At 69.3% G+C, this 12,982-nt stretch carries 9 protein-coding genes and 2 pseudogenes; 7 read left to right on the top strand and 4 right to left on the bottom strand.

Going from position 1 to position 12,982, the window contains the following annotated elements; all coding sequences use genetic code 11:
* The 5 genes and pseudogenes from D7X12_RS31915 to D7X12_RS31895 form a co-directional block, all read left to right on the top strand.
* Window positions 1-126 (top strand): annotated as a pseudogene (locus tag D7X12_RS31915) (hypothetical protein); the annotation flags it as partial.
* A pseudogene (locus D7X12_RS31910) lies at window positions 119-652 on the top strand (TIGR00366 family protein); the annotation flags it as partial. The pseudogenes D7X12_RS31915 and D7X12_RS31910, both read left to right, overlap by 8 nt.
* Window positions 653-764: 112 nt before the next feature.
* Window positions 765-1,277: a hypothetical protein gene (locus tag D7X12_RS31905; protein WP_120629013.1), complete on the top strand. Its 513-nt coding sequence runs from the start codon at window positions 765-767 to the stop codon at window positions 1,275-1,277.
* 255 nt (window positions 1,278-1,532) lie between these two features.
* Window positions 1,533-2,942 carry a hypothetical protein gene (locus D7X12_RS31900; RefSeq protein ID WP_244224903.1) on the top strand — a complete coding sequence of 470 codons (1,410 nt, stop codon included), beginning with the start codon at window positions 1,533-1,535 and terminating at the stop codon, window positions 2,940-2,942.
* Window positions 2,943-3,253: 311 nt separating this feature from the next.
* Window positions 3,254-5,758: a sodium-translocating pyrophosphatase gene (locus D7X12_RS31895; protein WP_120629011.1), complete on the top strand. Its 2,505-nt coding sequence runs from the start codon at window positions 3,254-3,256 to the stop codon at window positions 5,756-5,758.
* A 52-nt stretch (window positions 5,759-5,810) separates the two neighbouring features.
* Here the strand turns inward: D7X12_RS31895 and D7X12_RS31890 are convergent, their stop codons facing one another.
* Window positions 5,811-6,356, bottom strand: a complete 546-nt coding sequence (locus D7X12_RS31890) for an SPW repeat domain-containing protein (protein WP_244224902.1) — start codon at window positions 6,354-6,356, stop codon at window positions 5,811-5,813.
* Between the two features lie 308 nt (window positions 6,357-6,664).
* Here D7X12_RS31890 and D7X12_RS31885 point away from each other — a divergent pair, with 308 nt between their 5' ends.
* Together D7X12_RS31885 and D7X12_RS31880 are read left to right on the top strand one after the other, a co-directional pair.
* On the top strand, window positions 6,665-6,868 hold the full coding sequence (locus tag D7X12_RS31885) for a cold-shock protein (protein WP_120537647.1): 204 nt from the start codon (window positions 6,665-6,667) through the stop codon (window positions 6,866-6,868).
* Between the two features lie 199 nt (window positions 6,869-7,067).
* Window positions 7,068-7,487, top strand: a complete 420-nt coding sequence (locus tag D7X12_RS31880; protein ID WP_120629010.1) for a hypothetical protein — start codon at window positions 7,068-7,070, stop codon at window positions 7,485-7,487.
* A 309-nt stretch (window positions 7,488-7,796) separates the two neighbouring features.
* Here the strand turns inward: D7X12_RS31880 and D7X12_RS31875 are convergent, their stop codons facing one another.
* From D7X12_RS31875 to D7X12_RS31865, 3 genes are read right to left on the bottom strand one after another with little or no spacing between them, the layout of a single operon-like run.
* Window positions 7,797-10,916: an efflux RND transporter permease subunit gene (locus tag D7X12_RS31875; protein WP_120629009.1), complete on the bottom strand. Its 3,120-nt coding sequence runs from the start codon at window positions 10,914-10,916 to the stop codon at window positions 7,797-7,799.
* A 53-nt stretch (window positions 10,917-10,969) separates the two neighbouring features.
* Window positions 10,970-12,079, bottom strand: coding sequence for an efflux RND transporter periplasmic adaptor subunit (locus tag D7X12_RS31870; RefSeq protein WP_120629008.1), 1,110 nt, complete (start codon window positions 12,077-12,079; stop codon window positions 10,970-10,972).
* Window positions 12,076-12,855: a TetR/AcrR family transcriptional regulator gene (locus tag D7X12_RS31865; protein ID WP_120629007.1), complete on the bottom strand. Its 780-nt coding sequence runs from the start codon at window positions 12,853-12,855 to the stop codon at window positions 12,076-12,078. Before D7X12_RS31865 ends, D7X12_RS31870 begins: the two co-directional genes overlap by 4 nt.
* Between the last annotated feature and the right edge of the window lie 127 nt (window positions 12,856-12,982).

The following is a 12,982-nucleotide window of genomic DNA, read 5'->3' as shown; positions in this document are numbered from 1 at the left end:
TGCGTGCGCGACCTGCTCCTGGGCAAGAAGCCCAAGGACTTCGACGTCGCGACGAGCGCCCACCCGGGCGAGGTGCGCGCCGTCTTCCGCAACTGCCGGCTGATTGGACGGCGCTTCCGGCTGGCGCGCGCTCAACCTCAACGTCGTGAACTTCACATTCCTGGTGCTGGCGGTGCTGCTGCACGGCACGCCCGCGCGGCTGCTCAAGGCGAGCGAGGAGGCCGCGAGCGTGCTGCACGGCATCGTGCTGCAGTTCCCGCTGTACGCGGGCATCTACGGCATCTTCAAGGCCACGGGGCTCACGGAGCGCATCGGGGAGCTGTTCGTGTCGCTCTCCACGCGTGAGACGTTCCCCGCCATCGTGTACCTGTACAGCGGCGTGGTGAACTACTTCGTGCCGTCCGGCGGCTCCAAGTGGGCCATTGAAGCGCCCTACCTGCTGGAGGCCGCGAGCCGGCTGGGCGTGGCGCCGGAGAAGGTGGTGCTGGCGTACGCGTGGGGCGACATGGCCACCGACCTCATCCAGCCCTTCTGGGCGCTGCCGCTCCTGGCCGTGGCGCGCTTGGAGTTCAAGGACATCCTCGGCTTCCTGCTGGTGGCCTTCCTCGTCTACCTGCCCCTGGTGACGCTGGGCTTCTTCGTCTTCGGATAGGGAGGGGATAGGGGATGGGACGGCGGACCGCGCGGTGTTTCATGGTAGACAGGCACACACGGGGCCGGACGTGGGCCGGCCCTTTCAACGCCAAACGAGGGGACCCCGGAACATGAAGAGCCTGATCAACGGAAGCGTGCTGTGCGCGGTGCTGGGTGTGGCGACGGTCGCGGGAGCGCAGGATGCGGCGGCCCCGGCGGCCCCCGCGGCTGAGGCCGTGAAGGCCCCCAGCGCGGACGCGGTGAAGGACACCTGGAACTACTTCTACAAGGGCCAGGGCCAGGGCCCGGTGCTGGTGGAAGCCAAGCTGTGCACCGAGGTGGCCAAGGAAGGCGCCAACAAGTTCGAGTGCATCACCGAGGTGGGCCCCGAGGGCGTCAAGGCGGGCACCTCCGTGATGCTGTGGCAGAGCTACCTCGTGCCCCAGGGCGACTCCATCGACGACCTCACGGTGCAGGTGAAGCAGGGCGCCACCGTGCGCGAGACGAAGGACGTGAAGGTGAAGGGCGAGGGCTGGCGCGCGCGGCAGTGGACCGGCGTGAAGCTGGCGAAGCCCGGCGCGTGGACCGTCGTCATCATGCGCGGCGACAAGGTGCTCAAAGAGGTGCCGGTGAAGGTCCTGTAGTCGGCTGTCGCGCCGCAATCGCAGGCATCACGCGCACGCCCGCCGGGTCCCCAAGAGGGCAACCCGCGCGGGCGTCTTTCTTTACCGGCCCTGCCGCGCCCGGACCGGGAGGATTTACCGGCTGGCGGACACGCACCCTGCCCCGCGGCCGGGGTCCTGACGCGCTTCCCAGAGGAGACGGCCCCGGACGCGGGCCCTGGCCGCGTGCTTGCAGAAGGGTCCGGGCGCGGTTGAAGGGCAGGGGAGTCGGGGTTGGTGGGTCGAGACCGGGACGGGGTGGCGACGGTGGCGTGGTTTCGGATGGCGGTGTGCGTAGGGGGGCTCTTCCTCGTGGGGTGCGGGGAAGCCCGGGCTACGACACCGCGCATTCCGGTGCTCGGCGAAGTGGGCGGACAGGTGGCGCAAGAGGGCGTGGAGGCCCGAGCGTGGTCGCGGACCCTGATGCTTGGGGATCATCAGGCGCCGCACGCGGTGGTGACCTCCAACGGGGACGTCCTCGTGGCAGCGACCTATCAGGAGCCCATCAATCTGGGGGCGGGGCCCCTGCCCTTCGACCGCAATGTCGTGGCGCCACACCTGCTGGTGGCGCGGTTCTCTTCCGAAGGCACGCTCAAGTGGGCCCGGGGCTGGACGCCCCGGAGCGCCGAGCGGGCCCGCGTGGGCGGGCTGGCCGTGGACGCCAGCGACCACGTCTTTCTTTCAGGCACCTCCGCGGGCTTCACCCGCGACGGCGCGACGCTGCCCGAAGGGCCGTTCCTGGCCCGGATGACGGGCGAGGGCGCGCTGGACTGGGTGCGCTCGCTGCCGGGCCAGGGGCCCATCACGGTGAGCGGCGTCAGCTCCGACAACGACGGCGGCGCGGTGCTGGTGGGGGACTTCACCGGCCAGCGCGACTTCGGGGAAGGCGTGCGCACGGCGCCCAACGGGCGACACGCGGGCTTCGCGCTGCGCGTGGGCCCGAAGGGTGAGCAGCGCTGGAGCCGCGTGTGGACGCCCGTGGGCGAGGGCGAGGTCTCCGCCAGAGCGGTCGCGGTGGATGTCTTCGGCGACGTGCACGTGGTGGGCGGCTACGCGGGGGCGGTGTCCTTCGGCGACGCCACGTTCCTCACCGTGCGCCAGCGCACGCCCTTCGTGGTGAAGCTCACCCACGACGGCGACCACGTGTGGAGCCACGACCTGCGCGCCACCGACGGCAGCGCGCTGTCCGTGGCGGTGGGCCCGGACCGCGTCTTCGTGGGCGGCGGCTTCAGCGGCCGGCTCTACTTCAAGAACGCGTGGCACCGCGCGGATTCGCACGACGGCTTCCTCGTGGCCTACGACGCCCAGGGCAGCCAGCGCTGGGCGCGCACCTTCCCCACCGGAGCCCCCGCGGTCGCCACCGACGAGGCGGGCCAGGTCACGGTGGCCGGCAGCCACGACGGCGGCCGGGCCCTGGGCGGCGCGGACCTGCCCGCGGGGTTGTATGTGGCCCGGCTCATGCCCGACGAGGGCACCTCCCTCTGGGTGCGAGGCTTTGCCAGCACCGGCACCCCCTCCAGCGCGCGCACCGTGACCGTGGCCTCTTCCGGCGCGGTGCTCCTGGCGGGCGGGCTGAGCCGGCCCATGCCGGAAGAAGGCCCATCCCAGCGGTTGCAGGACGGCTTCCTCCTGCGGCTGAGCCCCTGAGCAGGTCTGTCTTCTCTTTGCAACCCGTCCCGGAGTGCCATCCCGACGGGTGATAGGCTTCATTGCACGTGCCGTCCTGTCTGACAGGATGCAGCGCGTTTTCCCCGAATTCGACATCAACTCCCGGGCAGTGTTGAATGCAACCAACCTTCAAGGTCCGTCTGGCCTTGAAGGGCGAGGCTGCGTTGAAGCGCCGGCGGGGGGTGAATTCGATCGCTGGCGGCCAACCCTCGGACATCCCTCCGTTGTTATCCGAGCACGCGGTGCTGCGGTCCGCGTGCGCAACGAGTCACGTGAGAGGTTGCACCCCCATGACACCCACCGTTCCACGGCTGGACATTCTCCTCAAGAGTGTCGCCGGCACGGCCCCGCGCATCTTCGGACTGCTGGCGTTGTTGGTTGGTAGCGTCGCGAGCGCGAGCGAGGCGGACCTGCGCCTGCCCGACTTCCGCACCGTCACGTTCATTGGCGGGCTCAACGGACAGCAGCTGCTGATGTCCGGCATCGCTGTCTGTGTCCTGGGCCTCATCTTCGGCTTCCTCCAGTACGCGAGCCTCCGGAAGATGGTTGTGCACCGGGCGATGCTGGAGATCTCCGAGCTCATCTACGAGACCTGCAAGACGTACCTGATGACGCAGCTGAAGTTCATCATCGTGCTCTGGGTGCTCATTGGCGCGGTGATGGTCGGCTACTTCGGCTTCCTGCGACACATGGAGGTCGGCCGGGTGGCCATCATCCTGTTCGCCAGCCTCGTGGGCATCGCCGGCAGCTGCGGCGTGGCCTGGTTCGGCATCCGGGTGAACACGTTCGCCAACAGCCGCACGGCGTTCGCGTCCCTGCGGGGCAAGCCCTACCCCACGTACGCCATCCCGCTGCAGGCGGGCATGTCCATTGGCATGGTGCTCATCAGCACGGAGCTGTTGCTGATGCTCCTCATCCTCCTGTTCGTGCCGGCGGACTTCGCGGGGGCGTGCTTCATCGGCTTCGCCATCGGTGAGTCGCTGGGCGCGTCCGTGCTGCGCATCGCGGGCGGCATCTTCACGAAGATCGCCGACATCGGCTCCGACCTGATGAAGATCGTCTTCAAGATCAAGGAGGACGACGCGCGCAACCCCGGCGTCATCGCGGACTGCACCGGCGACAACGCGGGCGACAGCGTGGGCCCCTCCGCGGACGGCTTCGAGACCTACGGCGTCACCGGCGTGGCGCTCATCACGTTCATCCTGCTCGCGGTGGGGGAGACGTACCGGGTCCAGTTGCTCGTGTGGATCTTCATGATGCGCATCGTGATGGTGCTGGCGTCGCTGGTGTCCTATTGGATGAACAACCTCATCCAGGGCGCCCGCTTCCGGAACGCGGACCACATGAACTTCGAGACGCCGCTCACCGCGCTGGTGTGGCTGACGTCCATCGTGTCCGTCGCCCTGACGTTCGTGGTCAGCTACCTGCTCATCCCGGACATCGGCGGTGACACGTCGCTGTGGATCAAGCTGTCCGCCATCATCACCTGCGGCACCCTGGCGGGCGCCATCATCCCGGAGGCCATCAAGGTCTTCACCTCCACGGAGAGCCGTCACGTGCGCGAGGTCGTCAAGGCCAGCCGCGAGGGTGGCGCGTCGCTCAACGTCATCTCCGGCCTGGTCGCGGGCAACTTCTCCGCGTACTGGATGGGGCTCATCATCGCGGGCCTGATGGGCCTGGCCTACGGGTTCAGCACCATGGGCGTGGGCGCGCTGATGATTGCCCCCGCGGTGTTCGCGTTCGGCCTGGTGGCCTTCGGCTTCCTGGGCATGGGCCCGGTCACCATCGCGGTGGATTCCTACGGACCGGTGACGGACAACGCGCAGAGCGTCTACGAGCTGTCCCTCATCGAGAACGTCCCCAACGTGCACGCGGAGGTGCAGAAGGACTTCGGCTTCACGCCGGACTTCGACAAGGGCAAGCAGTACCTGGAGGAGAACGACGGCGCGGGCAACACGTTCAAGGCGACCGCGAAGCCGGTGCTCATCGGCACGGCCGTGGTGGGCGCCACGACGATGATCTTCTCCATCATCGTGCTGCTGGTGGGCACCACCGGCAGCGGTTCCCAGATGGTGCTGAACGCGGCCAACACCCAGAACCTGTCCCTGCTGCACGCCCCCTTCCTGCTGGGCCTCATCACCGGCGGCGCCATCATCTACTGGTTCTCCGGCGCCTCCATGCAGGCGGTGTCCACGGGCGCCTACCGGGCGGTGGAGTTCATCAAGGCGAACATCCAGCTGGAGGGCGTGGAGAAGGCCAGCGTGGCGGACTCCAAGAAGGTGGTGGAGATCTGCACCCAGTACGCGCAGAAGGGGATGATCAACATCTTCCTGGGCGTCTTCTTCAGCACGCTCGCCTTCGCCTGCTTCGAGGCCTACTTCTTCGTGGGCTATCTCATCTCCATCGCCATCTTCGGGCTGTACCAGGCCGTGTTCATGGCGAACGCCGGTGGCGCGTGGGACAACGCGAAGAAGCTGGTGGAGACGGAGCTGAAGGCCAAGGGCACGGAGCTGCACGCGGCCTGCGTCGTGGGTGACACGGTGGGAGATCCGTTCAAGGACACCTCGTCGGTGGCCCTCAACCCGGTCATCAAGTTCACCACGCTGTTCGGCCTGCTCGCGGTGGAGCTGTCCGTGGAGCTGGAGGCCGCCGGCCAGGGCACGCTGCTGCGCGTCTTCTCCGCGGTGTTCTTCATCCTGTCGATGGTGTTCGTCTACCGCAGCTTCTACGGCATGCGCATCGAGAGCGTCGCTGCCAGCGAGATGAAGTCCGAAGCGCAGGTGAAGACGGCCTGAGCCGCACGGCGGCGGGGTGCCTCAGGGGCGCCCCGCCGCGCTGTCCGCCCGGTCAGCCGCCGATGCCTTCGGGGTCCGTGGCCAGCTCCCCGCCCAGGTGCATGCCCGTCTGGCAGCGGTAGTCGGTGAACAGCGACGCCACCACCGCGGACAGGCCCACCACCACGTGCACCGCGGCCGCCACCGGCGAGCGCTTCGCGTACCCCAGCACGAAGGGCGCGGCCACCGCCCCCAGTCCGTAGGCGTAGTCCGCGATCTCATGCGCTTCGATGGGGATGAGCTTCGTGAGGCTCAGGCGGTAGTCGGTGAGCAGGGACACGCCCAGCGCGGCCCCACCCAGCACCCACCCGGCCGCCTTCGCCGCGCGGTGGCCTGAAACAATCCCCGCCACCACCAGCGCGGCGCCCCCCGAGTAGTCCAAGAGCGAGTGCACGTCCTGCGGCACCACGCGGCGCAGCGGCAGCCGGCCGAGCAGGGGCCGCGACAGGATGCCCGCCGCCGCGCTGTGGTCCACCAGCCGGCGCCACTCCCGCTGCACGGCGCGCTCGGGGCGCGGGGGAACGGGGGGCAGCGACTCCACGGCCTGGACCTCGTACATGACGTGCTCCTCTCCTCCGTCCGGGCGCACTGGGGGGACGGGACCCTGACGCCAACGGTAGCCACGCCCCCGGCCCGGGACGCGGGCCCTCGCGGCCACCCTGCCCGCCTGCTTGCGCCTGCTTGGGCCTTGGCGAGGGGTGGGCCTGCTGCCTACCCCTTGAACTGTTGGCTGGTGGGCAGGGGGGCTTCCATCCACCCGGCCCCGCCGGGCAGACTTCTGTTCGCACCCAGGCCCTCACATTTCGAGAGGACCGACCGCCTCCGGGTGGTGGGTGCCGCGCCCCACCAACAAAGAGAAGACGAGTCATGGCTACCGGTACGGTGAAGTGGTTCAACGATGCGAAGGGCTTCGGTTTCATCACGCAGGACGGCGGTGGTGAGGACGTGTTCTGCCACCACAGCGCCATCAACATGGATGGCTTCCGCACCCTGGCCGAGGGCCAGAAGGTGGAGTTCGAGGTGACGCGCGGCCCCAAGGGCCTCCAGGCCCAGAACGTCCGCGCCGCCTGATCAGTCACCCGGGCTTCTGCCCTGGTCCCGGAAGCCCGGTCTCGCGTGCGCGCGACCGGGCTTCTTCATTTTTACAACCTGCCGGGAAGGAAAAACGCGCAATCCCTTTCAAACCTTCCACCCTGCCGCGATTCCGAGGGGGGCTGGTGAAAGTTCGAAAGACGTCTGTTAGGCTTTATTCCGCGAGGGAGGGCGCACCATGTTTGAAGTGACGAATGATGTGAGCCGCAAGACCATCACCGCCCGCATGAGCGGCTTCATGCGGCCGAATGAGATGAAGGAGTACGTGGCCGTCTACCGGAAGGCCACGGACAGCTACAACGGAGGGCGGCACCTGGTGCTGGCGGACATGCGGGGCCTGCGCCCGCTGGAGCCGGAGTCCGCGAACCTGTTCTCCGAGGTCATCAGCCACGGTCGCAAGAATGGCTGCGTGATGTGCGCGCACGTGTCGGACTCCACCATCGCGCGGCTGCAGACGGCCCGCGTGGCGTCCGAAGCGTCCCCCAATGACGACATCACGGTGGACTGCGTGTCGCTGGAGGAAGCCCAGAACCAGCTCGCCAAGGCGCGCACGCGCCTGTCGCTCACCGGCGACGGTTACGCCTCCGCCGGTCGCTGAAGCCTCGCCAGCGAGCCCCGAAAGGGCCCTCGAGGAGCCCCGTCTCCGGCCGCAAGCTGGAGACGGGGGCCTGGGTTCACCCAGGACACCCGGTAGGTCACGTCTGCCTCGGTAAAGGCATACACCTTCCCGCAAGGTTCCGCGGCACCGGTGGCGCGCAAGCCCACCCGAGTGCCCCCTGCGTGAAGGCCGGATGAAACCTGTTTCATCCATCCCCCAGCCCCCATGAAGACAGCAGGGGCGCGAAGGGAGGTCCCCTCGCGCCCCTGGCGCCTTGCTGCATGAAGGGCCCGGCTCGGGCCCTGGGACTCAGGCCGCGCGGTCGGGCGCCGCGTGCACGTCCGCGGGCGTCGTGGCGTGCGTGTCCGACGTCTTGGGCTTCTTGCGGCCGAAGGACAGCTTCTCCATGGCCGCGAACACCACGGGCACCACCAGCAGGGTGAGGAAGGTGGAGGTGATGACGCCGCCGATGACGGCGATGGCCATGGGGGCGCGGAACTCGGAGCCGGTGCCCGTGCCCACGGCGGTGGGCACCATGCCGATGGCCATCGCGGCGCTCGTCATGAGGATGGGGCGCAGGCGGCGGGGGCCGGCCTTGAGCAGGGCCTCGTCCACGGAGTCGCCTTCGCGCAGGTGGTGCAGGGCGCCGTCGATGAGGAGGATGGCGTTCTTGGTGACGAGCCCCATCAGCAGGATGACGCCAATCATCGCGCCCAGGCTGAGGTGGTAGTTGGTGACGACGAGTCCCAAGAGCGCGCCCACGAGCGCCAGCGGCAGCGACACCATGATGGTGAAGGGGTGCTTGAAGGACTCGAACTGGCTGGCGAGCACCATGTAGATGAAGACGAAGGCCAGGCCGAAGGCGGCGCCGAACGCGTCGTTCTGCTCATCCAGGCTCTTGATCTGCCCGTCGTAGACGATGGCGTAGCCCGGAGGCAGGGGCTTGGCGGAGATGGCGGCCTTGAGCTTCGTGGCCACGTCACCCAGCGCGGCGCCCTTGGCCAGCTGCGACACGACGGCAACCTGGCGCTCGCGGTTCTCGTGCTCGATGACGCTGGGGCCATCCTTGAGGGACACGTTCGCCACGTCCGTCACCTGCCGCAGGCCCTGGGGCGTGGACACCATCAGCTGGCGCACGCGCTCCGGGTTGCCGCGGTCGCGCTCCTGGAGCCGCACGCGGATGTCCGTCTCGTCGGTGCCCTCGCGCAGCTTGGCGGACACGTCACCGTCGATGGCGAGCCGCAGCTGTGTCGCGAGCGAGGCCGCGGAGAGGTCCACGTCCGTGGCGCGCGCCCGGTCAATCTGCACCTGGAGCTCCGGCTTGGCCGGGTTGGCGTCCACGCGCACGTCGGACGTGCCCAGGCCGCGCAGGATGCCCGCGATGCGCTCCGCCTCCTCATTGACCTTCTTCAGGTCGGGGCCCACCACGCGGACCATGATGGGGTACCAGTCCCCCAGGCCTTCGATGGACGGCGGGTCCGACAGGGTGACGGCGGTGGACACCAGGTTGGGGACGAGCAGCGCGCGGGCCTCCTCCTTGATGACGGGGATGGTCTTGGTGCGCGCGTCCTTGGCCACGGTGAGCACGCGCATGCGCGCCTTGTAGACGTCTCCGTTGGGACCGACGGTGGTGTAGATGTCGGTGACCTCCGGAATCTGTTTGATGAGCTTCTCCGCCTCCGCGGCGCGCTCCGTCGTCTGCGCGAGGTTGGCGGAGTCAGGCAGCTGCAGTTCGACGATGAGCTGCGAGCGGTCCTCCGCGCTCATGAACTCCGCGCCCAGCGTGCTGGCGGCGCCGAACGACAGCACCAGCGCCAGCACGGTGAGGCCCGCGGTGGTCCACTTGTGGCGCAGCACCCAGCCCAGGATGCGGGCGTAGGCGTTCTCCGTGCCCTCCAGGAACCGGCGCAGCCCGCGGAACACGGCCGCCTCCTGGTGCACCTCGCCGGGCTTGCGCGCCTTGGCGAAGCGCGCGGACAGCATGGGGTCCAGGGTGAAGGAGATGAACAGCGAGATGACCACGGCCACGGAGATGGTGATGCCGAACTGCTTGAAGAACTGGCCCACGATGCCGGGCATGAACGCCACCGGGATGAACACCGCCACCAGGGACAGCGTCGTGGCGAGCACCGCGAGGCCGACGTCCCGGGTGCCGTTGGACGCGGCGCTCATGGGGTCCTCGCCCTGCTCCAGCCGGTGGGTGATGGCCTCACGCACCACCACCGCGTCGTCGATGAGCAGACCGATGGCCAGCGACAGCGACAACAGCGTCATCTGGTTGAGCGAGTAGTCCAGCACGTACATCACGAAGAACGTGCCGATGACGGACGTGGGCAGCGCGAGCGCGGAGATGAACGTGCCGCGCGGGTCCAGCAGGAACATCAGGATGATGAGCACCGCCATCAGGCCGCCGAAGATGATGGCGATCCACACCTCGTGGGTGTTGGCGCGGATGAGCTCCGACTGGTCGATGAGCAGCGTGGCCTGGAAGCCCTGCCCCACCACCGGCGTCATGTCCGCGAGCGTCTTCTTCACCCCGTCGCTGACGGCCACCGTGTTGGAGCCCGGCTGCTTGACGATTTCGAGCACCACGGCGTCGCGGCCGTTGAGGCGCGCGGTGGTGCGGCGCTCGGCGACGCTGTCCGTCACCGTGGCGATCTCCTCCAGGCGCACCTGCGCGCCGGTGGCGCTGCGGGCGACCGGCAGCATGCGCAGGTCGTCCACGCTGGTGAACTCGCCCATGGAGCGCACCGTCAGCTCGTTGGGCCCCAGTTGGAGGCGGCCCGCGGGCAGGTTGAGGTTCTCCGTGCCGATGCGCTGGGCCACCTGCGCGGGCGTGACGCCCACGGCGCGGGCCTTGTCCAGGTCCAGGTCCACGTGGATTTCGCGCGTGTCGCCGCCGGTGATGCGCACCTCCGCCACGCCGCCAATCTGCGCGAGCGCGGGCTTGATGCGGTCATCCAGCAGCTTGCGCAGCGCCTGGGACTTCATGTCCGCGGAGGCGGCGTAGGTGAGGATGGGCGTGGCGGACAGGTCCACGCGGCTGACGATGGGGGCCTCCGCGTCGGTGGGCAGCTTGTTGACGGCCTGGCCCACCTTGTCGCGCACGTCCTGCACGGCGGTGTCCAGGCTGGTGCCCAGGGTGAAGGACACGACGACGGTGCCCACGTTCTCACGGCTGTAGGAGTGGATCTTGTCCACGCCGCTGATGCCGGCGACCGCGTCCTCCAGGGGCTTGATGACCTGGGTCTCGATTTCGCCCGGGCCCGCGCCCTTGTAGAGGGTGTTGACCACCACCACGGGGAAGCTGACGTCCGGGTAGAGGTCGGTGCCCAGGCGACTGAGGCCCATCAGCCCCAGCACCACGAGCAACAGGGACAACATGGCCGTGAACACCGGCCGACGAATGGAAACATCACTCAGAAGCATGAAGGGCTCACGTCACCGGGCGCACGGCCTCGGCGAAAAGGGGCGGCGGCGGGCTACTTCACGGAGACGCGGCTGCCGGGGGACATGGCGGGCGTCGGATGGTCCACGACCTGCTGGAGGGCGGACGGGGCCAGCACCACCACCTCGCGGTCGCGGCGCTCCAGCACCTGCACGTCCACGCGCTGCAGCGCGCCGCCGTTGACGACGAGCACGTGGTCCCCGTTGGAGGAGGACAGCGCCGTCGTGGGGAGCACCTGGGCATCCTTCATGTCGCCCAGCTTCAGCATCGCGCGCGCCAGCGTGTGGGCCACGAAGCGGCCGTCCGCGTTGGGCACCGAAATCTCCACCGGCACGCGGCGGGTGGTGGCGTCCGCGGAGGGCAGGATGGTGCGCACCACCGCCTCGTCGGTGGACGCGCCGCCGCCCAGCGACACCACGCGCACCTTGGCGCCGGGCTTGAGCAGCGCGCGCGCGGACTCCGCCACCGTGGTGCGGAAGACGAGCGTGTCCAGCTGCTCCAGCGTGAAGAGCGGCGTGCCCGGGGCCACCGTGGCGCCCGTCTGGTCCGGCGCCCCGATGAGCGTGCCGTTGAAGGGCGCCTTCAGGTCATGCCGGCGGCGCGACGCGCGCACCTGGGACAGTTGCGCCTTGGTGGCCAGCACCTGCGCCTGGGCCTGCGCGGCGCTCGCGGTGGAGCTGCGGTGCTGCAGTTCGCTGATGCCGCCGCCCGCGCTGAGCTTCTCGTTGCGCTCGGCGGCGTCCTTCGCGATGGAGGCGGCGGCCTCCGCGGCGGCGACCGCGGCCTCCGCGCCGGCCACCTGCGCGTCCGCGATTTCGGAGTTGAGCTGGGCGAGCACGTCGCCCTTCTTCACGGCCTGCCCCTTCTGGATGCGCACCGCCTCCAGGCGGCCGCCCACCTCGAAGCCCACCTGGAGGCCCTGGGCGGGGAACAGCGTGCCCGTCACCTCCTCGGAGGCGGTGGCCTGTTCGGTGCGGGCGGAGACGACCTTCACGGCCGGCGCGGGCTTGTCGGTGGCGGCCTTGTCGGCGGCGGCGGGCGGAGCGGACGCGTTCGCCTTGTCGCAGGCGGTGAGTGCGAGCGCGGCGGCCACGCCCACGGCAGCGAAGGCGCGGGAGGCGGTGGGCTTCGTGGACGTTTTCACGGGCGTTTCCTCGGAGGACGGTGCGGGTTGGCCGCGCGGGCGTGACGCCGGCGCGTGGAAGGTGGGGGAGGCGTTCGAGCGGAGACGGAGACGGGGCCCGCCACGAAGGCGGCCGCGCTCAAGGGCTCCCGGGGCGCGGTGCCTTCGTACATCAGGCGCTGGAGGCTGGAGGCCCAGGTGGCCAGGTCCGGCTTCTGGGTGAGGCGGCCCATCTGCCGGGCCAGCAGCAGGTACGTGCCCACGACGAAGGAGCCGAAGAGGCGCGGCTCCACGTCCGGCGTGTCCATGGCGCAGCCCCACAGGTGGCGGAACTCCTGGGAGATGCGGTCGACCTCGCGGTCCACCACGTCCCACATCACGGATTCGAAGGAGGTGCCCTGGCTGCCGACGATGAGCGCCGTGAGGACCTCCCGGCTGGACCACATCAGCTCCAGCATGTGCCGGTCCTGCTCCGCCTGCAGCCGCAGGAAGTCCCGGTAGCGCTCCGTGCGCGCCGACACATCCTCGGGGCCCGGGTGGCCATGCTCCGCGCGGAAGCGCTCCAGGCACGCCATGCGCTCCTGCCCCACCCGCTCCAGCTCGCCCAGGAACGCCTCCACGAGGCTTCCGAAGAGGGCCTCCTTGGAAGGGAAGTGCAGGTAGAAGGCGCCCTTGGACAGCCCGCACGCGGCGGTGATGTCGCCAATGCGCGCGCCCTTCACGCCCCGGCGGGCGAACTCCGCCCGCGCCGCTCCAATGAGCGCGTTCCGGGCCTTGGGGTCTGCGGGGCGGGACATGACGGGCGCATTCCTAACCCGCTGGTCAGAAATAAAACAGCCGTTCCTGAACGCCGGGTCAGGAATCCGGGGGGCGTGTCGGCGGAGGGCGGAGGAGCGCGGTGCAGAGCGGACACTGTCTCTTATA

Origin of the sequence: Corallococcus sicarius, assembly GCF_003611735.1 — a bacterium.
Lineage (GTDB): Bacteria > Myxococcota > Myxococcia > Myxococcales > Myxococcaceae > Corallococcus > Corallococcus sicarius.
Note: the sequence above shows the minus strand (reverse complement) of the source record. Positions and strands in the feature narration are given on the sequence as shown.

Excerpts from the sequence above, each read along its gene's own strand:
- D7X12_RS31905 (WP_120629013.1), top strand. The coding sequence starts at position 765 with ATGAAGAGCCTGATCAACGGAAGCGTGCTGTGCGCGGTGCTGGGTGTG.
- D7X12_RS31895 (WP_120629011.1), top strand. The coding sequence starts at position 3,254 with ATGACACCCACCGTTCCACGGCTGGACATTCTCCTCAAGAGTGTCGCC.
- D7X12_RS31890 (WP_244224902.1), bottom strand. The coding sequence starts at position 6,356 with ATGTACGAGGTCCAGGCCGTGGAGTCGCTGCCCCCCGTTCCCCCGCGC.
- D7X12_RS31885 (WP_120537647.1), top strand. The coding sequence starts at position 6,665 with ATGGCTACCGGTACGGTGAAGTGGTTCAACGATGCGAAGGGCTTCGGT.
- D7X12_RS31880 (WP_120629010.1), top strand. The coding sequence starts at position 7,068 with ATGTTTGAAGTGACGAATGATGTGAGCCGCAAGACCATCACCGCCCGC.
- D7X12_RS31875 (WP_120629009.1), bottom strand. The coding sequence starts at position 10,916 with ATGCTTCTGAGTGATGTTTCCATTCGTCGGCCGGTGTTCACGGCCATG.
- D7X12_RS31865 (WP_120629007.1), bottom strand. The coding sequence starts at position 12,855 with ATGTCCCGCCCCGCAGACCCCAAGGCCCGGAACGCGCTCATTGGAGCG.